Genomic DNA, 25,406 nt, shown 5'->3' on the forward strand with positions numbered 1-25,406 from the left:
GGGTATCAATAAATTATTTTGGCAACAAGCAGTTACTACTCATTTTATAGTGCTCTAGTTTGCGCTTAAATAAAGGTGATGTCAGCAATAAATAATGTTATTTGTTGTATACTGAGTTGCAAATATTTCATCTACACCGCATTTTTATAAGCATGACTATTGTTTAGCCATCAAAAGGACATTTATGACCACGCCACTAATTCAATCACTTGAGCAGCACTTTGGTTTTAGCCAATTTAGAACAGGGCAACAACAAACTATAGAGCAGCTTTTAAATGGTCAATCGTCGTTGGCTATATTTCCGACCGGTTCGGGTAAATCGTTGTGCTATCAATTAACTGCGTTGCATTTACCAAATTTAACGTTAGTGGTTTCGCCTTTACTAGCATTGATGAAAGATCAAATTAGCTTTTTAAATAGCAAAGGTATTTACGCGGCAAGCCTTGATTCGAGCCAAGATCAAATGCAAAGCAGCACCGTAATGAATGATGTGCGAAATGGTAAAATTAAAGTACTAATGGTGTCGGTTGAGCGCTTTAAAAACGAGCGTTTTAGAGAGTTTATAAGCCAGGTGGCGCTTTCGATGTTAGTGGTAGACGAAGCGCACTGTATATCTGAATGGGGCCATAACTTTAGACCCGACTACCTTAAACTACCGCGTTACCGCGAAGAGCTTAATATTCCTTTAGTATTGCTGCTTACGGCAACGGCGACTAAAAAAGTTAAACGCGATATGGCAGAGCGATTTGCTATATCGCCTGAGTGTATTGTGCAAACGGGCTTTTATCGCGCCAATTTAGATTTAAGTGTGTTGAGCGTTAAAACCGCCGATAAAAATACCGAGCTTACCAACATTGTGCGCGCGCAAAATGGCCCTGGTATTGTGTATGTAACGCTACAGCAAAGCGCCGAGCAAGTTGCTAATGTGCTAAGTGCACAAGGTGTGCACGCGGTGGCGTATCATGCGGGGCTTGAAGATACGCTACGCTGGCAAATTCAAGATGATTTTATGGCTGGTAAAATTAACGTAGTGGTGGCAACCATAGCCTTTGGTATGGGCGTTGATAAGTCGGATATTCGCTTTGTTATACATTACGATTTACCAAAATCGATAGAAAACTACAGCCAAGAAATTGGCCGAGCAGGGCGCGATGGCAATCCATCAAACTGCTACACGCTTGCTAACCTAGACGGCCTAAATACGGTAGAAAACTTTGTATATGGCGACACCCCAGAGCTTAGCGGTATTGAATACGTAATTAACGATATTCGCCAAAGCCACCAGCAATGGGAAATGCAAGAATACAGCTTATCGAGTGAAAGTAATATTAGGCAACTGGCACTTAAAACCTTACTTGTACAGCTTGAAATGCAAGGCGCTATAACGCCGCAATATGCTTACTACGCCGATTTTAAATATAAATTTTTGGTTGATAAAAATGAGCTACTAAGCCAATTTGACGAGCAACGCCAAGCGTTTTTAACGCAAATATTTAGCCATACCGATTTTAAAAAAATATGGGGCACGCTAAATTTTGACTCCCTTACGCAAGCTGCGCAGGTTGATCGCAAACGCGTAGTGGCAGCCCTTGATTACCTAGCCGAAAAAAACCTAATAACGCTCGAAACCAAACGTATTACCCAAGTATACAAAGTGCATAGCGAGGTTATAAATAACCCAGAACTTGCCCAGCAACTACACGACTACTTTAGTGATAAAGAACAAGCCGAAATTAAACGTATTGCTGCACTGGTACGCTTTTTTGAGCTACAAAGTTGCTTAAGCTATAACTTAGCGCGCTATTTTGACGATCAAAATGCACCACAGCAATGTGGGCATTGTAGTGTGTGTAGAGGCCATGCGGTTAAGCTTGAATACTCTATAGAGCCTGCCTATATTGAGGAGCAGCTTATTTATCAAAAGGTAGATGAGTTTTTAGCGCATATGGCAGACAAAGGTAATCATAATGTGGGTATTGAAACCCAATGCCGCTTTTTAGCGGGGATGAGTGTGCCATTATTTGCGCGTAATAAAGTGCGCCAATTGAGTGGTTTTGCACTGTGCGAGCAAATGCGTTACAGCGATATTAAAGCAAAACTACTAGCGCGTTAAATTAGTTACTGTATCCTAGTGGCTTATTCAAAAAAGTAAGCCACTATGCCTCATATTGTTATTCCCGTTGAAAATATTTCTACTACCCCAGAGCCTGTTACGTGTGCTAACTGCCAAGCCTGTTGTTGCCAATTAGAAGTGCGCATAGTAACCGACACCGGCGTGCCTTTTAACTACATTGAATACGATAAATGGGGCAGCGAAGTAATGAAACGCGCTGACGACGGTTGGTGCCAAGCACTCGACCGCAATACACTTATGTGCTCTATTTACGAAAACCGCCCATTAGTTTGCCGCGAGTTTGAAATGGCCTCAGACGAGTGTATTACCGAGCGCGATTTAGCGGGTATATAGTCCGCTATTATTAAAGTACATAAACAACAAAGGGGCTTAAAAGCCCCTTTGTTTATTACTTACTATAAAAATTAAACTTTAAAGTAGCTAATATACTTTTTAAGCGTGTTTGAAAGGTCAGCTAATGCAACAGCTTCTTGTGCGTTACTGTTAAGCGACATGCTGGTTTCTTTAGACATACTGGCAATTTCTTCAACGCCGGTACTAATTTGCGCCACGGTGGCTACTTGGTTTGATGTTGATTCAACAATTTCAAGCACGTTACTTAATGAGTCGTTAGCTTGTTGCTGTATTTGATGCAGTAACTCGTTTGCCTCATGGGTAAGCGTTAGGCCATTTTCTACTTGCGGTACTGTGGTTTCCATAGCTGTTACCGACGCTTGTGTGTTTTCTTGTACTTGCAAAATCATCTTTTCAATGTCGCCTGTTGCATCACCAGTACGCTGGGCAAGTTGCCTTACCTCGTCAGCAACAACAGCAAACCCTCGGCCTGTTTCGCCAGCTCTTGCAGCTTCTATTGCCGCATTTAGTGCAAGCAAGTTTGTTTGATCAGAAATACTGCGGATCACACTTAAAATATCGCCAATGTGTTTTACATGCTCTTGCAGCACGTTTACTTGGGTAACGGTGGCTTTTACGGTTACTGAAATTTGCTCAATTTCCGCCGCTACTTTTTGCACTGCAATACTACCTTGCTGCGATAATTGTGCGGTTATTTTTGAGTTATCTTCTGTTTGTTTAACAGAGCCTGCAACAGCATTAATACTGCGGCTCATTTCTTCTAAGCTGCTTACTGCCGAGTTTGTATAGGTTACTTGTGCGTCAGCGGCACTAAGTGCTTGCTGCGAGCCAGACGCTACGCTTGCAGAGTGAGTAGAAAGCTCTTCAGATGAGTTAATAATGCTATCTACAATGGTTTTTAATTTAGATTGCATAACCCCTACAGAAGCCATCATGCTATTTGGGCAACACGACTGCACATCACCTCTTAAATCGCCTTGGGCAATAAGGGCAATTACTTCGGCGGCTTCTTGTGGTTCGCCACCTACTGACTTTCTGATCAGTTGGCTAATAACATACGCAACGCTTGCACCTATTAAAATTGCAAGCGCGGTGAGCGAAATCATCCAAATTTCAAATGAACTGGCAATATCGAGAGTATCAATAGTAGTGGTTTGATTTGCTTGCTCTTGCAGGTTTATAAATTGGTTTATAACATTTAGCCACTGGGTAAACGCAGGGCGCGCATCGGTTAATAAAATGCGTTTAGCTTCGTTTAGGTTTCCTTCATTTTTAGCGTTTATTACACCTTGAATAAAAGGCTGAGTGCGCTGCTCTATTTGATTTATTTTATTAATTAAAGCGCGCTCTTCACTATTCATATCACCCATTAGCTTAGCCATAGCGCGGCTTGACGTTTGGTAAAATGCGTTTAGCTCTTGTATGTTATTTAACACGGTACTTAAACTGCTTTGCTCGGTAATTAGCACTACGTCGCGCACGGCTATTGCTCTGTCGTGTACGCTGCCTCTGAAGTTAATTGCGTAACGTTGCTTTACCGAATTTACGTCGGTCATGTGGGTAATATTATTATTAATAAGGCTAACGCGCGAAATTCCAATAATGGTTAAAATAATCATCATTGATAAAATTACGCCAAAGCCGGTCGTTAAACGCATGTTTATGGTCATGGTTAATCCCAAGGGTGAGTCAATACGCGCAAGAGCAGCTTGTATTATTAGTGAAAATACTTAAACAATAGCAGCATTATGCCTTATTAATTAAAGTTTTATTAGCAATAAGGTAGGTGATTGTTAATTTAGTTTACAAGCGTAACTTTGCCGGGGCATATTTTACAGGCATTAAAAAAGGGGCTAAATGCCCCTAGTGTTATATAAAATATTATATAAAGGTTTAGTCGTACTTTGCTTCTAGCTCATTAGCTGTATGAAACTTCTCATGACTTTGTAATTGCTCGTCGTATTTAACGAGGTTTTTAAAGTGCGCTAATTGACCTGAGTTTTTAACTATTTCAACAATAAACGACATCATAAAGTCAGCGCCCGTTAGGGTATCGCCCACTAAATAACGTTTACCTTCTAGGCGGTCGTTAAAGTAGCTAATTACTTTAGCTGTTTCAGCGTCGGCATAGCCTTCTAAAAACTGCGTTTTAGCGCCGTCTTTTAGTACAAACATTTTAAGTAAAAGCGGTAAAATTGCTGAGCTTTCTGCAAAGTGCAGCCATTGCTGGTAGTCAACATATTCAGCGGTATCTACTTTTGGAGCAAATTTGCCGTTACCGTATTTAGAAATAAGGTAGTCGGTAATAGCGCCTGATTCAGCAATAATTAAACCGCCATCTTCAATTACCGGTGACTTGCCAAGTTGATGAATATGCTTTAGTTCGTCAGGTGCTAGGAATGTGTCTTTATTACGCTGATAAGCCACAATTTCGTAGTCAACATCTAGCTCTTCTAAAAGCCAAATTATACGTTTAGAGCGGGATTTATTTAAATGGTGTAGTTTAATCATGTCAGTCCTTTTGTGGCTTGTAAGGGCTTTGCCTTACAAGCCGTATAAAATTAAAGTGGGTTATTAATTTTAACCACAGTTTTACCAAAGTTTTTACCGGATATCATATCGTTGAACGCGTCTACTGTATTTTCGATGCCTTCTACCATGTGCTCCCGGTATTGAATTTTTCCGTCTTGTAGCCATTTTTGCATGTCTTGTGCAAACTCGTCGTAACGGTCGCCGTAATCATCAAAAATGATAAAGCCTTGCATTTTAATACGCTTAGTAAGCAATTGACCCATTAGCATACCTAAACGGTCTGGGCCTTCTGGTAAGCTAGTTGCGTTATATTGCGATACTAAACCACACAATGGTACTCTCGCTGCTGTATTTAGTAATGGTAATACGGCGTCGAATACTTTACCGCCCACATTTTCGTAATAAACATCTATGCCGTTATCACACGCTTTTTCTAACTGCTCTGCAAAGTCATCAGCTTTGTGATCAATACAGGCATCAAACCCTAGTTTTTCAACGGCGTGTGCACATTTTTCGCTACCACCAGCAACACCGACTACTTTACAGCCTTTAATTTTAGCTATTTGACCAACCGTTGCACCTACTGGCCCTGTTGCTGCTGCAACAACTACGGTTTCGCCTTCTTTAGGCTGGCCAATATCAAGTAAACCCATGTAAGCAGTAAAGCCAGGCATACCCATAATACCTAATGCGTATGAAGGGTTTGCAGGCTCTTTACCTAACTGCATTAAGCCTTCGCCGTCGGTAATGGCGTAGTCTTGCCAACCTGTGTAGGCAAGTACCCACTCACCTTCGTTAAACTTATCGTTTTTAGACTCTTCTACTTGGCACACAGTTGCGCCAACCATTACATCGCCAATATTAACTGGATCTGCGTACGACTTAGCATCACTCATACGACCACGCATATACGGGTCTAATGATAGGTAAATAGTGCGTAGTAAAACTTCGCCATCTTTTAATGCAGGAAGTTCTACCGTTTTAAGTTCAAAGTTTTTTTCGTTCGGGGCGCCATTAGGGCGTGATGCTAAAGTAAGTTGACGACTAGTTGCAGACATAAAAATCTCCTCTTAAAGTGAATGTACTTAGCGAATGTTTATGCGTTAAATTAATATCTAACCTAAACAATAATGCGCGCTAAGCAGTGTAAATATATATTTTTACCTCAATACATTAGCTTTGGGCGAGGTACTGGTAATTCAAGCTTTGCAGAGTATTTATTCTAAATGGTTTATTTTAGCTTGCTAAAAATATGGCTATTGTAAAATACGCCGTTTTTATAAATAGCCTGTTTAAGTACAGCCTCTTGCTCAAAACCACTTTTAATAAGTGCTTTCATTGAGCCGGTATTACCAGCAAACACGGCACCAAAAATTCTGTTTAAGTGTGAGCTTGCAAACGCTTCATTGCATATAAGTTCAATAGCGCGAGTAATAATACCTTGCCCCCAATAGGCTTTATTAAGCCAATAACCAATTTCGCCACTGTGGCTGTATTCAAATTCGCCGGGAGTTACACCAATACAGCCCGCAAATTGCCCATTTACAACAATGGCCTTAGCCGTTGCATCAATTACGCCGTTTTTTGAGCCTTGGTTTATCCACCAGTTTGCATCGGCTTGCGTATACGGAAACGGAATTTTTGACGATAAATAACGCGTTACCTGTTCATCATTTAAGGTGTTAATAATAAAAGGCGCGTCTTGGGCTTTAAACTCTCTGAGGGTGATCATATTTTTTCATAAATTTTTAGTATGCACACTAACTTAACAATCATTTAAGAGTTAAACAATCAGAACCTAAATTAAACTCTTTACGGCTATTACTTTGTTTTAAAGTCCTCTAATATAAGCAAAATATTACACCTATTTTAGATGCCATTATGCACCCTCACATTAAAGCGCTTTATAACAGCGCCCTAAAACCAAGCCGTTTAATTATTGGTTTAATGAGCGGTACCTCGTTGGACGGGCTTGATGTTGCACTGTGTAAAGTAACGGGCGCGGGCTTAAATACTCACATTGAGGTTTTAAATTTTACCACCGTTGACTACAACGACGATTATAAAACTAAAATAAAGCAGGTATTTGCCAAAAGAGAGTGTGATTTAGAGCTTGTAACTTTACTGCACCCGTGGGTAGGTAAACTCCATGGCGATATGGTTAATCAGTGCTTAGCTAAGTGGAATATAAACCCAGCAAGTATTGATGTAATAGCAAGCCACGGGCAAACCATTTACCACTGCCCGCAGTCGCAGCATAACCACAAAAGCTTTACTAATGGCACCTTACAAATTGGCGATAGCGACCAAATAGCCGTTACTACGGGTATTACTACCATTGGTGATTTTAGGCAAAAACACATAGCCGCAGGAGGCGAGGGCGCACCGCTTGCTGTGTATGGCGATTATTTGTATTTTTCGAGCGCTGCTGAGAGTCGGGTTTTGCTAAATATGGGCGGCATAGCTAACTTAACGTTTTTACCCAAAAATGGTGATGCAAACGGTGTGTTTAGCTCCGACATTGGCCCCGGTAATACCATTATGGATGCCTACGTACAGCAACATTTTAAAGATATGCATTATGACGATGGCGCAAAAATAGCAAAAGCAGGCAAGGTAAATACACCATTATTAAATGCATTATGTAATAACGCATTTTTTAAACTCCCAATGCCTAAAACTACAGGGCCAGAGGTATTTAACTTAGCGTATTTAAACGCCGCACAGCAGCTTACAAATACACACCATTTAAGTCATGAAGATGTAATGGCCACCTTAAATACCTTTACTGCAACAGCTATAGCAAATGCATTAAACGAGTGTGCAGAGCGCGAACAAAATTGTGTGGTGTATGCAAGTGGTGGGGGTATTCATAATCCATTACTAATGGCGCAACTTACAGCGCTTTGCCCACGTATTAAGGCTTTTAAAAATACCGACGATTTAGGTATAAATCCCGATGCAAAAGAGGCTGTGTTATTTGCTATTTTAGCAAACGAATGCCTAGCAGGAGAGCAGCAACACCTAAGTAATACTGCACAAGGTATTGCGGGAGTTACTATGGGTAAAGTAAGTTTTGCAGACTAATAACTTGTCGCATCGCGTAATTTAAGTGCAGTCAGCACTAAAACAGCGATAAAAACGTAGAACCCATACTCGCAAAGTAGCTACGAACGCCTTGAGGCTTAGCATGTTCAGTTTTTATTTGCTCAGGAATATAGCCTTGCTCAAACGCTTTAATGTACACATCGAGTTGCTGGCTTTCTTTTAAGGTCGTATTTTTTCCGTGCAGCATCATTTGCACTATAAAACACTGGCTTTGTGTAATGTTACTTAAAGTTAGGTTTACAGTACCAGATTCAAGGTCTGCATTGCTCAGCGTTTTTTCAGTAAAATACTGCGCCCCACGCGCACTGGGCTGCGTTGCACTTAGTGAAATAACATCGCTCTCATTTGCGCCATCAGGCAACACACATTGCAGCGTGATGTTATGCGCAGCATTGGCTTTTAGCGATAGCTTTTCATATTCCATAGCGTGGCTCATCGCCGCAGACATAGAATCATCAAATGATTGCAGTGCAAATGTTAGTTGCACTAAGGGTGTACTCATCTTACTTAGTCTTCTTGATTATAAAAAATACAGTTCGAGTTTGAATTATCACCTGTTGAGGTTACAGAATTATGACTGATGTAAAAATAAGTATAAAAGGGTAGATGAGTTGAAGGGTATAATTGCAAAAATAAGATTGCTTTTATCTCATTGCTTGGTAATTAAAAACTAAGCAATATACATACGAGTACTAATTAATAACTATAAACAGAATGCTCCGCATTTTTACATATGTATTAATTGTTTTTTTAAATCATTGAAATCTTAGTTGAAGTAATGGATATACAGCTTAATTCGAAGTATGATTTAAATGATCATACAAGTAATATTAATATATAGATGGTTGTACAAAAAAATGTTATCTCATAAAAGGAGTTTGAATTGAGTTCTTCAATAATTTTAAATAATAGAAACGTTAAAAAAAAAATAAGTAAAGGCCATTTAAGAAAAATCTGGAGCAGCCAAAGCGTCTCAGATTTATTATTAGATGAAGTTGCAAGGGAACTAAATGATAGTCTTGTTATTGGGCAAATAAATAGTGAATTAAGGCTTTGTCATTTTTTGGCACAAGCTAGAAAGGAGGTCGGAGCGAAGTTTTCTTTAGAGGAAAATTTAAATTATAGGCCTGCAATATTAAAAGCTACTTTTTCTTATTATCGAAATAATCCAGCAGAAGCTGATAAACATGGCTATGATCCTGCAAATAATCAACGAGCAGATACAAGAGCAATAGCTAACAATGCTTATGCAAATAGAATAGGTAATGGTGATGCAGTATCTGGGGATGGCTGGAATTTTAGAGGGAGAGGCATAATACAACTGACTGGTAAAGCAAACTATACTTCAGTACAGGCATCACATAATTCATATTGGAATGAAACTAAAAACTTCATATCTTCACCTCAATTATTATCCACACCAAAGTACGCTGTTAGATCTGCATTAGCATTTTGGCGAATCAATGAATTGTATAAATTAGCTGATAAAGGCTCATCAAAGAATGTTACGGATTCGATTACAAAAAAGGTTAACAAATATACTAATAGTTACGACAGTCGTCATAAAATATTAGCTGAATTAGTTAGAAATAAGGTATTCAAAGATGTTTTTCAATAAATCAGTGTTTTTAGTTTTTACTTTATTATCAGGCTGTTCTATAGCTGAAAGTGCTGATACTTTTTCTTTAAGCGAAATGAGTGAAACACAATACTTGCTTGAAACAACAACGCAGCCAACTATTAAAGTTATTGCTGATATGCAAGGAGCTGACGAGCTAGAATTAGTAAGGGTTTATGATTTAACGTGTAATAGTGTTAACTACCAAGTGCCTGCCGTTAAGGGAGATATCGAAAACGCGGAATCTATTGCTGAACACATTGAGTATTTTATATTTAAAAACGTAGGCGATAATTTATCAGCGATTAAAACAATCGGATCTATTGAGGTTAAAAGGCGAAGTGACGGTATTGTAGTTAATGAGCACACCATCGACCCATCACTGGCCAATTTTAATAAAAACCTGTGTAATAGTATTAACCGCAGCGGCGATATGGATTACCCAATACAATTTGCTGATGCTGGTAATTAGTATTTATAAACTAACTTATATGTTATTTACTAGGTAACTATAAAGCCCCTGTATTAAACGTAACGTTTAATACAGGGGCTTTATAGTTTTAGGCTAACCGACTAAACACGCAAAGCGCATTAAAATGAATACTGCAGCCTTAATGAGATAGCATTACCCGATGTGATAGTGCCGCCCGCCTCAAAGTAATTGGCTTTAATGTAGTTGGCCATAAATTTTAAGTTTTTGTTTACGATGTAGTTAACGCCGAGGGCGTAGGTTTTTGCGTCTTGTTTTTCTTGCTTGAGCTTAAGTAAGCTATAGCGGCCTGTAATTCCCCAGCCTGGCTCTGAGCTTGCGCTTAGGTGACCATTAAAATAGCAAACATACAGCTGTAGAGTTAATCAAATAGGTCACACGTCACAGGGAAATAGTCGTTAATAAAATTGTAGTATTTAAATAAGTTTGATGAAAATAGTTGTTCAAAACATAAAAGGAATTAAAAATGAAAAACGTAAATCCATGGCTTATATCTGCTCTTATTTTAGCTTTATTAAATAATGTTTTTAGGATCTGGTTTGGCAACACTATGATTGGCTTTTTCATTGCACTAATACTTTCTTTAGCATGTATACCTTTAATAAAAGCAGTGCAGGGGAGAAGCAATATAAAAAGCCCTTGTGCTAAACATAAAAAAGCAGATATCTAACTAGTATCTGCTTTTTAATTTTAAAACCACTGCGTTAAATGCTGCGGTCTTTAATACTTACTTAAGCCTATTTAATTAAGTTTGAGGTTTAATTAAGTACTTTTCGCCTGTTGCTTGTTTAGAATAAGCGGCAATTGACTGTAAATGTAATACCTCAGCTAATGACACTTCGTGCGTGTAGTTGCTCGCAAATGTAGTGGTGATTTCATCAGCAACGCGTTTGCGCATTTTCATTACTGTATCTGTGCCTAATTTACCTAAAGCATTAAATAACAAGAACCCGTTTACAGCCCAAGCAAAGCCAAAGTTACGGTTTAATGTAATAGGCCCGCGGTCTAGTGCGCCATAAATGTACACTTGTTTGAATGTATCAGAGCCATAAATTGTGTGCTCTTTCATATCGCGCGCAGCTGCAACTTCCATACAGTTAAGAATGTCACTTGTTAGTTGGCCGCCACCTATTGGGTCGAACGCTATAGTTGCACCGGTTTCGATTATTGCAGTTGTTAGGTCAGCAAGAAAAGTGTCGCTGCTTGAGTTAACAATATATTTTGCACCCATATCGCGCAGTAATTTTTCTTGTTCTGGTTTACGAACAATATTAATTAAATCAACGCCATCAGCAATACAAATACGGTTTAGCATTTGGCCAAGGTTAGAAGCTGCAGCCGCGTGAATAATAGCTTTATGACCTTCAGCGCGCATGGTTTCTACCATTGCTAGTGCGGTAAGTGGGTTAACAAAAGATGATGCACCTTCTTTGGCGGTAGTCCCTTCTTTTAGCTCTAGGCAACTTTGTACGTTGGCACATATAAATTGACGATACGTACCGCCGCCAATTACTGCAACAGTTTTTCCCATTAATGCTTGTGCGGCTGGTGATGAGCCTGCTACTACGGTGCCTGCGCCTTCATTACCTACTTGTGTTGCTTTACCAACACGTGTTTTAAGTGATGGCATAAATTGAGCTGGAACATCAGCAGTAATTACTGGGTTTTCATCAGTACCCGATTGTTTTGCAGTAGACATATCAGCTGCGCTGAATAAAACGCCTAAGTCTGATGGGTTTAATGGTGCAGCTTCAATACGAATAACTACTTCATCGGCATTTGGCTTTGGCATCTCGATGTTTTTTAAGGCAAGTGTGAGTTTATTGTCTTCGCTGATAGTTGAAGTAAGTTGGATATTTTTATCTGTCATAATACTGTTCCTATAAATTGAGAATGGGTAGCGTATAGCGTAATTATTTGCTTTGAGCTGCCTGTATTTGTGCTGTTACCTTTTGCATAAACTCAGGCATATTTGCTTGGCGATCTGCCTCTATTTGCTGTGCAATAGTCGATTGACTCATTTTTACTTGCCATTCTTTCATACCTGGGATTTCGGCCAGTACATCCCAATTAAGCTCTTTTGGCGTGAATGCGTTAACCACTGTATTTACGTAGTAAACGTAAATATCTGCCATGCTAAATTGTTCGCCTGCTATCCACGGCGAAAAATGCGTTAATTCACAAAGGGCGTTTACACCGCGCGTTAATAGCTTGCGAATGTCGTCTTTTACGTGTTCAGGTGCGGGGGAGCCTGTAAATACATACGGAATTAAGCGTCTGCTTGGCAATTCAAAGTAAAGCTCACTTATTTTCATAATTTGGCGAACAAAAGCACGCTCGGCTGAATCATCAGGGTATAGCATGTTGCTTGGGTAGGTTTCTTCAAGGTAGTCGCAAATAACGCTCGATTCTGCAATATTTAGCCCATCAGCGGTGGTAATAGCCGGTACTTTTCCCATAGGGTTTATAGCTAAAAACTGCTCGTCGTTGTTGTATATAAGGTGCTCATTAAATGGCAGCTCTTTGTGTAAAAGTACATGCTTAACCAAGTTGTAATAGTTACTAGCTGCGAAGCCGTGCAAAGTAATCATAATGTAGCCTTTGGTTTTAAGCTTTAACTATTGGCGTTAAATAAATTAAAGCGTGTAGATAAGTTAAGATTATTATTACTTGTTTTAATTTGCTTATATATAGGGGAAAATGCGAATCACTTTTGCTTTTAAAGCAATAATAAGGCTTATTTAACCCAGAGGTAGCATGGATCAACTAAAAGCCATACGGTATTTTATCAAAGTGGTTGAAACGGGCAGTTTTACCAAAGCCGCAAAAGCTTTTGATGTGCCGCCTTCGTCGTTGTCGAGGCGAGTTGCTGATTTAGAAAAAAGCCTAGGTGCGACGCTTTTAAAGCGCTCGACCCGCATAGTTAAATTGACCGAAGTTGGGCAAATTTACTATAACGATGTTCAGCAAATATTAAATCAGCTAGAGCAAAGCCACGAAACTGTACGCAGTTATCAAACAACACCAATGGGGCGATTATGTATAAGCTCAATGGTAAGTTTTGGTGACAAAATATTACTGCCACTGCTAGATGAATTTAGCGCGCTATACCCCGAAATTATATTAGATGTTAGCTTAAGTGATGAGCTGTCGACACTCGGGCGTGACGACGTTGATATAGCCATTCGTGGAGGGTATGCACCTAACGAGCGCGTGCTAGCAATAAAACTAATGGATAATAGCTTTATACCTGTTGCATCGCCTGGCTATTTGCAAAAATACGGGACGCCTAAAAGTGCTATGAAATTACAGCAGCACCGTGGCCTTTATTTTAAAACGCCAGCGGGGCCAACGCCTTGGTTATGTAAAGTAGATGATCAATGGCACGACGTTTCTGGGCCTGCGGTCGCTATTTCAAATAACGGATCGTGGCTGGCTAAAAAAGCGTGTAATGGCGAGGGCATTTTAATGTCAACTCGATGGGCGCTCGACTCATACCTTGAGTCTGGCCAGTTGCAAGAGCTTAAGTTTGAGCATGAATTAGCTATAAGCCAAAATGCGACTATGGCGGTTTATTTGTTGTATCAAAAGCAGCGCTATTTAGTACCAAAGGTAAAAGCGGCGGTCGACTTTTTAGTAAAAAGAATTAAAGAAACAGATGGAAGTGTTAAGCGAATAGAATAGTGAATTGTCGCATGGCGCTGCGCTTATCCGACCTACGCTTATTCGATTTAGATTTATGCTTATTTAATTTATTAATGGGTTGTTTGTATAAATAATAGGTAAAAAACGTTTCCTTAAGCTAAAGCTTTTAATGCTGTGACCGATAAATTACTTAACAGGGTTTAGCGATTAAGGATAATCATGGTTAATAATGCACTTGGCAGCCAGTCTAATTTAAGCACTTTACTTGCCCAATCAGTTAATAACGCTAATCAAACCTCTGTGAGTCCTTCGCTACTAACCGGTAGCGACCTTCAAGCTATTAATGATTTACAAACTAACGCCCCCAAAATATCCGATGAATTATTAAGCCAGCTAAATAACGAAACTATTGACGAAGCACTAGCCAGTAATCAAAAAGTAGAGGACGTTTTAAAGCAGCAACTTACCTCGTTATTTACAATTTCAAGCACGCCGAGCACGCTTAACTATAAACTCTCCGATGAAGAACTCGCCCTGCGCACCGTAATAAGCTCTCAGCATGAGGGGTTATTAAAAAACGAAAATAGCACCCAATTAATTGAGCGATTAAATACGTCGGTTAAAAATATTCAGGGTGCTTATGCTAATACCAGCGATATTTTATCGAGTTTAGGTCAGCTTGGGCATGAGCAAAAAACGTTTTTAGCCTCAAGCCAGCAACGTGTTGAGCGTTCACTTAATCCATACATGGAAAGCCTTAATCGCACAAAATACGAGGATGACGATAACTACCTGTTTGAGCTCTCGGTAAAAACTAAAGAGGGTGATGTTATAAACATTACCTTTAACTCATCGCAAGGTTATGACGAAAAAACAGGTGAAGCGATAGATGGCTTTGGCATAAGTTACGAAGTTAATGGTAATTTATCTGAGGCTGAACATGGCGCTTTAACGCAGGTTATGGCGGGTGTTGGCGAAATGGCCGATGAATTTTTTAAAGTGAGCGAAAACTCATTTAACCCTCTTATAGTGCCAAATCAAACAGACATGAGCTTAGATTTTTTAGCGGACTTTAATAGTGAACAGTTAGCCGGTTTTAATGTGTCGTTTTCAACAACGCAAAATGATGCGCTTGATACAGGAGAGAACACGCTTGATTTAAGTTATTCCATTGATGAGGCATCAAACCAGCAAGCACTTGTGTTTAAAGCCGTAGGTGGGCAAAACGACATTGATTTTGCACTCGATATGTCAACCATTGGCGCTAAAGACACGCAGCAAATGCAGCAGTATTTAGCGTCGCTCGATCAAAGCCTAGAAGATAGCCGAGTAAACAGTACTGAAGATGATAAAGAGTCGGCATTTGGGCGCAAAGGCGACGAGGCAATGCAGCAAGGTTTTGCATTGTTTAAAGGCGCTTTTGCGAGTATGTCGTCGGCTGCTGAGCGTTATAGCAATTTGGAGTCACTTGCAGAACAGCACTTTAATGACGGGCGCGCCATGGTTGCCGACTTGGTTGATAACATGATTACAAACGATGCCCGTTACCAAGGGCTTGGTAATAAAGCCCCAAATACATTGGGTGCGAGTATTTCTAAGCTCGCTGATTTTGATGCCACTTTTTCATATGCGCTGGATAACGGCGACTATCAGCCTAAAAGTACTATTGAGCTAAGCCAAGTAACTGAACAAAGCCAATTAGGGGATCTTAGCGGTGTAACGCAAAGTAAAAATGTAAGCAGCCACTTTGATTATCAATACAGTCGCCCTGATTACTACAACAAAGAAGAGAGTTATAACGTAAACACCGCCGTTAAAAATAAAGAACTTGTGGGGCTCGATCAGTCTCACGAGGTTGATGTTGATACAAAAATGTTTGAGTTTAATCCGCAAACCAATCAATACGAGCTGCAAATGGCGATGCAAGAACAAACCGTTAGTAAAAGCAACATTCGCTTAATTGACGATATTTGGCTTGAAGAAAACGAAAACAGCTACAACATGAATAAAAAAGAGCGTGTTGAGAGTAACGAAAAGCAAGACGAGTTTAAAAAAACAAGCAGCCATTCTCATAATAAACTAGTTACCCTAATTGGTGATTTAGACAAGCTAGCTGAGAATAAAGACGTAAGGCGAGAATATTTAACTAACTTATCGCAAGTTAACTTTTTTATGGATAAAAAGTAACGGTTTTGAGTTGTTCACTCCACACTCAATATTGGGTATAGTCGTTTAATACCTAAATTAATACCTAAATTAAGAGCAACCTTATGTTTAAACAATTAATTTTACTGTGCGCTTTAAGCATGCCGCTTGTAAGCTATGCTACAGCGCCATTTTCGGGCGAGATAAGTACGCAAGCACTGCTAAGCGACTACGACAAGTTTAACGAGCAATACAAAGCGTATACACCAACAGCACAAGATATAGCCCTAATGCAAAAGCTAGAAGGCAAAGAGCTTATTGTATTATTTGGAACGTGGTGCCACGACAGTGAGCGCGAAGTGCCAAAGCTTATTAAGTTGCTAGATGAATCTAAAGTTACACTGGCCAGTATTGACTACGTGGCCGTAGGTTACAACAAGCAAGACGATGCAGGCATTGCTCAGGCTCACGACTTACAATACACGCCAACGTTTATTGTTAAACAAAATGGCAAAGAGTTGGTACGCGTAATTGAAAAGCCAACGGGTACGTTAGCGCAAGACTTAACGCAGGGTTTGTAAGGTCAGCTTGCTTGTATTTGGTTTACCGATTTAACTAATAGGTTTATGAGGTAGCTGCTGGACTCATATAACTAGTCTCCTGGTACTTTAATGTGTAAGGCCAAAATTTACCCCTACCCCTTTGGCTGAGCCAAAATAGGAATTCAGCTATGGTTTGTATATCAATTAAAACAAATAAAAAACGAATTAATCTACAAGCTCGTTGTGGCATTTCTTAATATGTCTAAAGATCTACGTAAAAATTTGATTGCTGCGATTCTTAGTCCATTAATTGCATTACCAGTCCTTGGTCTTTGTTATTTTTATGCGGGTATCGAAAACTATACTTCTGTGAGTTCATTAATTTCAGGTGTTGGTTTTGGTGTATCAATAGGGGTGGGAAGTTTATTTTATTTTTATCCTTTAATGTTCATTTACGGATTACCTATTAGCTTATTACTCCAAAAGTTAAATTTATTTAAATTACCGGTAGTTTTAATCTTAAGCATACTTCCAGTTTTTTTACTCAGTCTATTTAGTGAATTTAATCGTGAAACATTGGTTCTTCATTTATTAGTACTTTCAATGGGTTCAACTAGTTGGCTTATATATAATAAATTAAGGTAACACCACAATAAGCGATTAATGTTACACAACCGTTTTCTTACTCGGCTTACAGCTCAGATCAAACATTATTCACTAAACAGGCTTTTTTCGAATGCTTGCGCAGCATGTGAAGACGGTCTGTCTTTATAATGCAATTGATAAAGTGGCCGAGAGAGTTGCTCGTTATTTTTTTGGCTCAGGCGTGTTAATTTGCCTAGTTGCACTAAATCCTCAGTAACTACATTTGGCAATAAAGCGACCCCCATACCTTGAGCGACGGCCCTTGCTATGGCTTCGTTGCTGCCTAATTGCATACTTTGCTCTGCTTGTACGCCATGCTCTGCTAATAACTTAACCGACACCTCTAAAGTGCCAGAGCCTGGCTCGCGTAATAACCAAAATTGATTGTTTAACCATGCTTTTAAGTTTTTAGTGGGCTTAAAGTTACTAGGTATAACAACACTCATTAAATCGTTTTGCCAGTGCTTACTTATGATATGCGGCTCGGTGGGGGTGCCCTCAACCAGTGCTAAATCTATAGTGCATTCTAGCAATGCGTGCTCAATTTGCGCGGTATTGGCAACTTGTACTTCTACTTTTATATGCGGATACTGCGCGCAAAAATTAGCTAAATAGGGCGGTAGCCAATAACTGGCAATGGTTGTACTGGTGCCTATAACGAGTGTGCCGCGCTTAAGCCCTGTGCGTGATTTAATATCTTCAATGGCGGCTTTTTCAATGGCAAAAATGCTACGTGCATGATCATACAAGGCTTGGCCGCCCTCGCTTAAGGTAAGTTTTTTGCCTTTAGATGCACGCTCTATAAGTTGAATATTTAATTGGTGCTCAAGCTCTTTTAGCGCTTTAGATACAGCGGGTTGGCTTATAAAAAGCGCCTCGGCTGCGCCTGAAAAACTACCAAGCTTTGCTACCGTATAAAACACCCGAAGTGCATGCAAGTTCATTGTGTCTCTCAAATTACATAACTTTAAGTTATCGAATCATGATTTTAATGTATTGGAGTTATATTTTGCGCTTTCTTAAAATGAAGTCAACAGTTTAACGTTGTTCAATTGAGAGAATATTATGCTTAGCGCTATTAAAAATTTGGGTATTAATACTAAGCAATACGGCGATACGCGCTGGTGGTTAGGTATGCTGCTGGTGGTTGTTTTGGCGGGAGCATCTGTTGCATTAAGTAAGTTACCCATAATGCAAAGTGCGCAATTTAGCTCTTTAACTATTGGTATAGTGCTTGGCATTATTGTGGGTAACAGTGTGTTTTCGCGTATTGCTACGCAAACCGATATAGGTGTTGATTACGCTAAAAGTATATTGCTTAAAGCGGGGGTTGTGTTGTTTGGGTTTAGAATTACCTTTGCGCAAGTAGCGGGTGTAGGCTGGGAAGGCTTATTAATCGATGTTGTAATGCTGTTAGGCACATTTATTTTGGCAGTGCAGCTAGGTAAGCGCGTATTTAAGCTTGATGAACAAACAACCATATTAATTGGCGCAGGTAGCTCTATTTGTGGCGCAGCAGCTGTAATGGCAACCGAGCCTGTAATAAAGGCGCAGGCGCATAAAGTATCGGTAGCTGTAGCAACGGTGGTGGTGTTTGGCACGTTAAGCATGTTTGCCTACCCAATCATGTTTGATTACATGGGACTGAGTGAACACGCTTACGGTATTTTTGTAGGTTCAACCATTCATGAAGTAGCGCAAGTGGTTGCAGCGGGTACTGCGATAAGTGCCAATGCGGCCGACACCGCAGTAATAGAAAAAATGCTAAGAGTGATGATGCTTGCGCCATTTTTATTGGGTTTATCGTTTTGGCAAAGTAAAAAGCATGCAAAAACAAACAACAGCAAGCACAGCAGCGAGCAAAAAGCGGGTATTACAATCCCTTGGTTTGCAGTGCTATTTATAGTGGCAAGTGGCGTACATTCGTTATCGGTTATTCCTCAAGGGGCTACAAGCGCAGTTGTTTGGTTTGATAATATATTGCTCACCATTGCCATGGTCGCACTTGGGCTGCGTACACATGTTGGTGCTATTCGCCAAGCAGGTATTAAACCACTGTTACTGGCGCTGTGTTTATTTTTGTTTTTAACATTGGGTGGTTACGTTATTAATATAGGCATTGCTGAGCTGTTTTAAACGTTACTTGGTAAAAGTTGATTGGTGGCTTAAATAGGCCAATCAACTTCGTTTAAGGTATCCAGCTGCGTGCTGGTATTTTCATTGCCTTGCCATTTATTAGTGTAAACAGCGTGCGGGTCAAACTGTAACGTTTGTTTTTCAATATTAAAGTGCCTACCACCACGCGGATCTACGCCTACACCTGCTATATATTGCCAATTACCCCAATTAGCGGCTACATCGTAATCAATCAGTTGCTGTTCAAAATAAGCTGCGCCGTATCGCCAATCAAGGCCAAGCTCGTTTACTAAGCAGCTTGCTGCAATTTGCCTTGCTCTATTTGATATATAACCCGTAGCATTAAGCTCATTCATAATGGCATTGACTAATGGGTAGGGTGTTGAGCCATTACACCACGTAGCAAAGCGGTTTGGCATAAATGTAGTAAGGGGTTTTGTTTGCTTTTGGCCTTTAAAGCTAAACAGGCTTTTACCTGCCTTAAGTGCATGCCATTTAAAATACTCTCGCCATAGCAATTCAAATTTAATCCAGTAAGTAGACTCGTTTGTTATATAGCTTTGTTCGTACGCCTCAACTGCTTTATAAACTTGCCGCGCACTTACACAACCTAAAGCAAGCCAGGTACTAAATTTTGTGGTGTTATTAAAGCCATCAAGCTCGTTTCGAGTTATTTTATAAGTACTTGGTAGTAAACCTGAAAAGTATTGCTTTAAGTGTGTTTGCGCACTTTTAAACCCGCCATGCATTACACCATTATTTGCTATACGCTCTAAAGGTTTTTGAGCGCACAAGGTTATTGGCTGAGGGAGCAAACCGTTTGGTAATGTTGAAAGTGAAATGGGGCTAGTGGCGGCCTCTACCTCTTTACGAAACGGGGTAAAGTGTTTAGGTAATTCGCTTAAATCAAACGGTAGGTCACTTTGTTTAAAGAGCGTGTCTTGCTGCGCTCCTGTAAATTTAGTATTAGGGCAATGTGCTTTGAGTAAGTTTATTTGGCGTTGCTCGTACAGGCCAAATTGCTCGCTGTATACAACTTCATCAATATTTTGCTCATTAATACGCGCTTTCAAAAGCGATACAGGTTCGCCTTCAAGTACATGCAGTGTTTGCCCACGCTCAATAAGTGCTTGTTGGAGTTCATACAAGCTTTGCATTAAAAACTGCTGTTTATGCACGCCATACGGCTTTTGTTGATAGTTATTATTTTTAAACCAGTGCGGGTTTATAACAAATACAATATCGAGCGCGCATTGCTCAGTAGTAAGTTCGCTTAAAATAGGGTTGTCGTCTATTCGTAAATCGTTTTGTAGCCAATATAAAATGCGTTTGCTCATAGGTTTGCTCAGGTTTTTGTAATCATTAGCTTTACGAAGCAAAAGCGGGTAGGGATTAGTTTTGAGGTGTTTAAGAGGGTTTTAAAAAGAGGCGGCAAATAATACCGCCTCCTTAAATGTTAAATAGCCGATTTTTGTTTTGCTATCCAATCGTTTATTACGTCTTCTAATACTTCCATAGGCAGCGAGCCTTGGCCGATTACGGTGTCGTGAAAGCTGCGAATATCAAATTTAGCGCCTAGTTCTTTTTCGGCTTTTGCACGCAGTTCGCGTATTTTTATTTCGCCCATTTTGTACGAAAGCGCTTGGCCTGGCCATGAAATATAACGATCTATTTGATCCTCCACCGCACTTTGTGGCAAAGCAGTGTGATCTGCCAAGTAGTCAATAGCCTTTTGGCGGCTCCAACCAAAGGCATGAATACCGGTATCAACAACAAGCCTCACTGCACGCCACATTTCGTAGCCTAAACGACCAAAGTCGCTGTACGGGCTTTGATAAAAGCCGGCTTCTTTACCTAAGCGCTCTGTGTATAGTGCCCAACCTTCGCCAAATGCTGAGTGGCTAAGTGTGCGTCTAAATTCGGGTACATTTAACTCCATAGCAATAGCGTTTTGTAAATGATGCCCTGGTATTGCCTCATGTAAGCTAAGTGCTTCTAAATTATACAAAGGCTGTAGTTTAGGTGTTGAGGCTAAAAAATAAGTGCCGGGGGAACGGTTATCAGCAGGTGGCATATAAAACGCGCCGCGACTCGCTGAGCCTTTAATAGTAAAGGTATTACGCGGTAAATGATTAAAGTAGGTTGGTAATTTGCCATACATTTTTTGCGTAATAAAGGCTGTTTTTTCAAGCAGGTCTTGTGCGTCTGTTGCGTAAAATTGCTCATCGGTTGCTAAAAATTCTAAAAACTCAGCATAAGTGCCATCAAAACCTACTTTATCAATAATGTTTTGCATTTGCGTTTTTATACGCGCGACTTCTTTTAAGCCAAGCTCATGAATTTTCTTTGGTGTGGCATTGGTTGTGGTGTAGTAATTAACTGCATATTTGTAATACTCAAGCCCGCCTTTAACGCTTGCAATACCCGGCTGGGCTCTACAGTTAGGCATGTAATCGTTTTCAAAAAAGTCGTAAAAGTGCTGATAAGCAGGGACTACTTTTGAGCTGATTAAGGCCTTTGCTTTATTTTGGTATGTGGCTTTTTGCTCTGCTGTAAACGTGTTTGGTATACGTGTAAAGGGCTCGTAAAGGGCACTGTTTTCAGGTTGCTTAACAATATGCGCGCTAATGCTTTGGCTGTAATTTTCAAAGGTTTTGCAGTAATGAGTAAAGCCTGTTTTTATACCTTCTTTCATTAAATCAATATTTTGCTGATTAAATCGAGGGTAGTCGGCAAGGCTGATTAAAAATGCGTTGTAATCGTCGGGTGTTAAAAATGCCATGTTAGCCGGTGCTTCGGCAAAATAAGTATGCCAGCCACTTAAAAAATTAACCGGAAAATACTTATCTTGATAAAGGTAGCTTTGCTGCTCTGTTTCTCGCTCATATTTAAATAAGCGGTAGTTCATTAGCTGCTCGTTGTTGAGCGTTTTTGGGTCAATGCTGGCTAAGCTTTTTAGTACGCTGTTGTTATAAGCTTGGCGCTTTGCAATGGCTTGCTCGCTCCAATTTGGCAATGTACCGTTTGGCTTCCAGCCATCTGGATCGGTACGAAAAAATATTTTTTCAGCTTTGGCGTTTTGCCAGTGGTTATCAATAATGGTTTTTAAATCAGTGTTAGTGTCGGCTAAGCTTGGTAGCGATGCAACCGCTAAGCATATAGCTAGAATACTTTTTTTAAACATAGTCATCCGTTATTGGCGAGTTAGTTATTATTTATCGCGCTTTTTTATTTTAATTTGTGCTCAATATAGTACCAAGTTAACTTAATCAATGCGCTTACTTTTATAACTAGTACCTTTTGGTTTTACTTTTTGATTGAACAAATTTCACTGCGTAACTGGTAGGCGTACTAGTTTATTGTTTTATCAGCGTTTAGAATGACTAAAACTTATTATAAAAAATGATCGTCATGTTTAATAAAGTAATTACCTTAATTGATGAAGCAAACGACCAAGACCCTAATACTGAGCAGCACAATGGACAAAGCTTTCCAAAAGAAAGTTTATACGCCTTGCGCATGAGCGAAATGTTAACTCGTTTTAAACCAGATGCCGATGAACTCATGCAAATTGCAGTGCGTGCACAACATATTCAGCGTTGGAAGTCGCCACGTAGTGATTTTGAAATGAACAAACAGGGCTATCATCAGTGGCGCAGTGCACTTTATATATTTCATGCTAGCAGCGTGGTTGCGCTCATGAAGCAAGCTGGTTACGGTGAAGCTGAGCAAAACCGAGTGTACGATGCGGTCGCTAAAAAAAATATTAAACGTAACCCAGACAGCCAATTAGTAGAAGATGTAGCAAGCCTTGTATTTATTGAGCATTATATGCTTGGATTTGCCAATGCAAAACCAGATTACAATGAAGAAAAATGGATTGGGATTATTCGCCGTACATGGCAAAAAATGTCAGATGAAGCCCATGAGTTTGTACTTGCAGGTAATATTACATTGCCCGGGCCGCTTGTTGGGCTTATTCATAAAGCACTTGAGTAAAAGAAAATAAATAAAAAGGAATTTTAAATGTATTGTCCTCGTAGTAATACGCCACTTGAACCTTTACTTGTTGGCGGGATTACTGTTTTTACGTCAGCGCAAGGCGGCGTATTTTTTGATAACAGCCAAATTTTTAAGTTTAGCTCGCCACAGTTAAAGCATGGCCAGGTTTTACTTAAGTATTTGAGTAATTATACCGAAGGTGAGGGCGAAGTCTCATCGCGAGTAAATTGCCCTAAATGCCCAAGTATTGTGATGATGCGCCGGTATTTTTCGCCGCTTAAAGTGGTTGAAATAGACGAATGCCCAGGTTGTGCAGGCATATGGCTTGATAGCGGCGAGCTGGCAAAAATACACGAAAACCATTTAACCCCCCGAGAGCGTAAGCTGTTAGCCCACGAAATGGCGACCAATCATGGGTTTATAACTATTAAGCCGCCAAAATCAAAGTATTACCCCAAAGCGCCTAAAAATGTTCAAGACACGACAGTTGAACGGCTGGTGCAATTAGCATTACTTAATTTTCAGTAATAAAAAACGGCGTACTAAAAAGTACGCCGTTTTTTCGTAATAAATTAACTCTAACGAATTTATTTATTACGGTTTTCTTTTGCAAATGCACGTATTTTACGTTTTTGCGAAAGCGTTACTTTATTAGTACGCCCTGCAAATGGGTTATCACCTTCTCTAAATTCAATTTTGATTGGGGTGCCCATAATTTTCAGTGCTTTACGGTAGTAGTTCATCAGGTAGCGTTTGTAGCTATCTGGTAAATCGTGAACTTGGTTACCATGAATTACAATACGTGGCGGGTTATAACCACCGGCATGCGCATATTTAAGCTTAACACGACGACCACGAACAAGTGGCGGCTGGTGATCGGCCTGTGCCATGTCCATAATACGGCGAAGCATTGCGGTGCTAATACGCTTAGTTGCTGACTCGTACGCTTCATCAACCGATTCAAATAAATGACCAACACCTGTACCGTGAAGTGCAGATATAAAGTGTAAGCGTGCAAAGTCAATAAAGCCTAAACGGCGATCAAGCTCTGTTTTAATACGATCTTTAACGTAGTCGTCAAGGCCATCCCATTTATTAACGGCAATAACCAGCGAACGACCTGAGTTAAGCGCAAAACCTAATAAGCTTAAGTCTTGATCAGAAATACCATCGCGCGCATCCACAACAAGTAACACCACGTTACAATCTTCGATTGCTTGTAGTGTTTTAATTACTGAGAACTTTTCAACTACGTCACTTACTTTTTTACGCTTACGAACACCGGCTGTGTCAATTAACACATACTCTTTGTCGTTACGCGTCATTGGAATATAAATAGAATCGCGCGTTGTACCTGGCATATCATATACAATTACACGATCTTCACCCAATATACGGTTTGTAAGTGTTGACTTACCAACGTTAGGGCGACCAATAATAGCAAGCTTTACAGGTTTGTCTGCAAACGCTTGATGATCGGTATCATCACCTTCGCCTTCTTCGTAAAGGTCGATTAATTCTTCGTCATCACCTGTTACTTCTTCATCTTGAGCAGCTAGTTCAGCAATAAGCGGCTGAAGTGTTTGTTCAAGTAATAGGGTAATACCACGGCCATGTGCAGCTGCAATGTGATGTATTTCACCTAATGATAATTGGTAAAATTCAGCACAGTTTGAATCTGCATCAATGCCGTCGGTTTTATTGGCAACAACAAAGCACTTTTTCTCTTGTTTACGTAAGTGATTAGCAATGGCTTGGTCAGCTACGGTCATACCTACACGAGCATCTACTAAAAACAGAACAATGTCGGCTTCTTCAATGGCTAGCAGAGATTGATCTGCCATTTCGATTTCGATGCCTTCTTCTGAGCCATCAATACCGCCCGTGTCTACCACGATAAATTCATAGCCATCGTAACTAGCTTGGCCATATTTTCTATCTCGTGTTAAACCTGGAAAATCGGCTACGAGTGCATCACGAGTACGTGTTAAACGGTTAAATAATGTGGACTTGCCCACATTGGGTCGCCCAACTAGAGCGATCACGGGAAGCATA

General features: G+C 40.0%; 25 protein-coding genes. 13 read left to right on the forward strand and 12 right to left on the reverse strand.

The annotated features are described in order from the left end of the window. The first annotated feature begins 184 nt into the window (after positions 1–184). Complete coding sequence (locus H5122_RS10850; RefSeq protein ID WP_182681850.1) at positions 185–2,113, forward strand: ATP-dependent DNA helicase RecQ; 1,929 nt, start codon at positions 185–187, stop codon at positions 2,111–2,113. 45 nt (positions 2,114–2,158) lie between these two features. After that, the gene (locus H5122_RS10855) at positions 2,159–2,467 is read left to right on the forward strand and encodes a YkgJ family cysteine cluster protein (protein WP_002962790.1); all 309 of its coding nucleotides are present in this window, start codon (positions 2,159–2,161) and stop codon (positions 2,465–2,467) included. 71 nt (positions 2,468–2,538) lie between these two features. Here H5122_RS10855 and H5122_RS10860 read toward each other — a convergent pair whose 3' ends face one another. The 4 genes from H5122_RS10860 to H5122_RS10875 all read right to left on the reverse strand — a co-directional run bounded on the left by H5122_RS10860 (position 2,539) and on the right by H5122_RS10875 (position 6,752). Continuing rightward, entirely contained in the window at positions 2,539–4,158 is a 1,620-nt protein-coding gene (locus H5122_RS10860; RefSeq protein WP_182681849.1) for a methyl-accepting chemotaxis protein, read from the reverse strand. A gap of 223 nt (positions 4,159–4,381) precedes the next feature. Further along, positions 4,382–4,999, reverse strand: a complete 618-nt coding sequence (locus H5122_RS10865) for a glutathione S-transferase family protein (RefSeq protein ID WP_002962787.1) — start codon at positions 4,997–4,999, stop codon at positions 4,382–4,384. A gap of 50 nt (positions 5,000–5,049) precedes the next feature. Then, positions 5,050–6,078 (reverse strand): NADP-dependent oxidoreductase, encoded by a 1,029-nt coding sequence (locus tag H5122_RS10870; protein ID WP_182681848.1) that lies wholly within the window; start codon positions 6,076–6,078, stop codon positions 5,050–5,052. 173 nt (positions 6,079–6,251) lie between these two features. Then, the gene (locus H5122_RS10875) at positions 6,252–6,752 is read right to left on the reverse strand and encodes a GNAT family N-acetyltransferase (RefSeq protein WP_182681847.1); all 501 of its coding nucleotides are present in this window, start codon (positions 6,750–6,752) and stop codon (positions 6,252–6,254) included. Between the two features lie 149 nt (positions 6,753–6,901). On the opposite strand from H5122_RS10875, the gene H5122_RS10880 reads away from it, so the two are divergent. Continuing rightward, on the forward strand, positions 6,902–8,107 hold the full coding sequence (locus H5122_RS10880; RefSeq protein WP_182681846.1) for an anhydro-N-acetylmuramic acid kinase: 1,206 nt from the start codon (positions 6,902–6,904) through the stop codon (positions 8,105–8,107). Positions 8,108–8,144: 37 nt separating this feature from the next. Here the strand turns inward: H5122_RS10880 and H5122_RS10885 are convergent, their stop codons facing one another. Continuing rightward, positions 8,145–8,630, reverse strand: a complete 486-nt coding sequence (locus tag H5122_RS10885; RefSeq protein ID WP_182681845.1) for a hypothetical protein — start codon at positions 8,628–8,630, stop codon at positions 8,145–8,147. 381 nt (positions 8,631–9,011) lie between these two features. Between H5122_RS10885 and H5122_RS10890 the strand changes: the two genes are divergently transcribed. Further along, positions 9,012–9,746: a hypothetical protein gene (locus H5122_RS10890; RefSeq protein WP_182674749.1), complete on the forward strand. Its 735-nt coding sequence runs from the start codon at positions 9,012–9,014 to the stop codon at positions 9,744–9,746. Further along, entirely contained in the window at positions 9,733–10,218 is a 486-nt protein-coding gene (locus H5122_RS10895; RefSeq protein ID WP_182674747.1) for a hypothetical protein, read from the forward strand. The genes H5122_RS10890 and H5122_RS10895 overlap by 14 nt, the downstream gene beginning before the upstream one ends. A 119-nt stretch (positions 10,219–10,337) precedes the next feature. Here the strand turns inward: H5122_RS10895 and H5122_RS10900 are convergent, their stop codons facing one another. After that, the gene (locus H5122_RS10900) at positions 10,338–10,589 is read right to left on the reverse strand and encodes a porin (RefSeq protein WP_223231677.1); all 252 of its coding nucleotides are present in this window, start codon (positions 10,587–10,589) and stop codon (positions 10,338–10,340) included. A gap of 113 nt (positions 10,590–10,702) precedes the next feature. Between H5122_RS10900 and H5122_RS10905 the strand changes: the two genes are divergently transcribed. After that, the gene (locus H5122_RS10905) at positions 10,703–10,906 is read left to right on the forward strand and encodes a hypothetical protein (protein WP_182681844.1); all 204 of its coding nucleotides are present in this window, start codon (positions 10,703–10,705) and stop codon (positions 10,904–10,906) included. Positions 10,907–10,981: 75 nt separating this feature from the next. On the opposite strand, the gene H5122_RS10910 is transcribed toward H5122_RS10905, so the two are convergent. Further along, complete coding sequence (locus tag H5122_RS10910; protein ID WP_182681843.1) at positions 10,982–12,106, reverse strand: zinc-binding dehydrogenase; 1,125 nt, start codon at positions 12,104–12,106, stop codon at positions 10,982–10,984. 43 nt (positions 12,107–12,149) lie between these two features. Continuing rightward, positions 12,150–12,827 carry a glutathione S-transferase family protein gene (locus H5122_RS10915; protein WP_182681842.1) on the reverse strand — a complete coding sequence of 226 codons (678 nt, stop codon included), beginning with the start codon at positions 12,825–12,827 and terminating at the stop codon, positions 12,150–12,152. A gap of 166 nt (positions 12,828–12,993) precedes the next feature. Here H5122_RS10915 and H5122_RS10920 point away from each other — a divergent pair, with 166 nt between their 5' ends. The 4 genes from H5122_RS10920 to H5122_RS10935 all read left to right on the forward strand — a co-directional run bounded on the left by H5122_RS10920 (position 12,994) and on the right by H5122_RS10935 (position 17,213). Further along, entirely contained in the window at positions 12,994–13,920 is a 927-nt protein-coding gene (locus H5122_RS10920; protein WP_182681841.1) for a LysR family transcriptional regulator, read from the forward strand. Between the two features lie 180 nt (positions 13,921–14,100). Then, complete coding sequence (locus H5122_RS10925; protein WP_182681840.1) at positions 14,101–16,068, forward strand: hypothetical protein; 1,968 nt, start codon at positions 14,101–14,103, stop codon at positions 16,066–16,068. 83 nt (positions 16,069–16,151) lie between these two features. Beyond that, entirely contained in the window at positions 16,152–16,607 is a 456-nt protein-coding gene (locus H5122_RS10930; protein WP_182681839.1) for a thioredoxin family protein, read from the forward strand. Between the two features lie 219 nt (positions 16,608–16,826). Next, positions 16,827–17,213 (forward strand): hypothetical protein, encoded by a 387-nt coding sequence (locus tag H5122_RS10935; RefSeq protein ID WP_182681838.1) that lies wholly within the window; start codon positions 16,827–16,829, stop codon positions 17,211–17,213. A gap of 65 nt (positions 17,214–17,278) precedes the next feature. Here H5122_RS10935 and H5122_RS10940 read toward each other — a convergent pair whose 3' ends face one another. After that, positions 17,279–18,157: a LysR family transcriptional regulator gene (locus tag H5122_RS10940; protein ID WP_182674735.1), complete on the reverse strand. Its 879-nt coding sequence runs from the start codon at positions 18,155–18,157 to the stop codon at positions 17,279–17,281. Positions 18,158–18,278: 121 nt separating this feature from the next. On the opposite strand from H5122_RS10940, the gene H5122_RS10945 reads away from it, so the two are divergent. Continuing rightward, on the forward strand, positions 18,279–19,349 hold the full coding sequence (locus H5122_RS10945) for a YeiH family protein (RefSeq protein ID WP_182681837.1): 1,071 nt from the start codon (positions 18,279–18,281) through the stop codon (positions 19,347–19,349). Positions 19,350–19,378: 29 nt separating this feature from the next. On the opposite strand, the gene H5122_RS10950 is transcribed toward H5122_RS10945, so the two are convergent. Together H5122_RS10950 and H5122_RS10955 are read right to left on the reverse strand one after the other, a co-directional pair. After that, complete coding sequence (locus H5122_RS10950) at positions 19,379–20,686, reverse strand: DASH family cryptochrome (protein WP_182681836.1); 1,308 nt, start codon at positions 20,684–20,686, stop codon at positions 19,379–19,381. Positions 20,687–20,805: 119 nt separating this feature from the next. Further along, positions 20,806–22,533 carry a DUF885 family protein gene (locus H5122_RS10955; RefSeq protein ID WP_182681835.1) on the reverse strand — a complete coding sequence of 576 codons (1,728 nt, stop codon included), beginning with the start codon at positions 22,531–22,533 and terminating at the stop codon, positions 20,806–20,808. A 227-nt stretch (positions 22,534–22,760) separates the two neighbouring features. Here H5122_RS10955 and H5122_RS10960 point away from each other — a divergent pair, with 227 nt between their 5' ends. Both H5122_RS10960 and H5122_RS10965 read left to right on the forward strand, forming a co-directional pair. Next, positions 22,761–23,348, forward strand: coding sequence for a DUF4202 domain-containing protein (locus tag H5122_RS10960; protein WP_182681834.1), 588 nt, complete (start codon positions 22,761–22,763; stop codon positions 23,346–23,348). A gap of 27 nt (positions 23,349–23,375) precedes the next feature. Then, positions 23,376–23,879, forward strand: coding sequence for a zf-TFIIB domain-containing protein (locus H5122_RS10965; protein ID WP_024595260.1), 504 nt, complete (start codon positions 23,376–23,378; stop codon positions 23,877–23,879). 59 nt (positions 23,880–23,938) lie between these two features. On the opposite strand, the gene der is transcribed toward H5122_RS10965, so the two are convergent. Continuing rightward, complete coding sequence (gene der, locus H5122_RS10970) at positions 23,939–25,405, reverse strand: ribosome biogenesis GTPase Der (protein WP_024597862.1); 1,467 nt, start codon at positions 25,403–25,405, stop codon at positions 23,939–23,941. Between the last annotated feature and the right edge of the window lies 1 nt (position 25,406).

This window comes from Pseudoalteromonas sp. SG43-8 (genome assembly GCF_014164245.1).
Taxonomy (GTDB): domain Bacteria; phylum Pseudomonadota; class Gammaproteobacteria; order Enterobacterales; family Alteromonadaceae; genus Pseudoalteromonas; species Pseudoalteromonas distincta.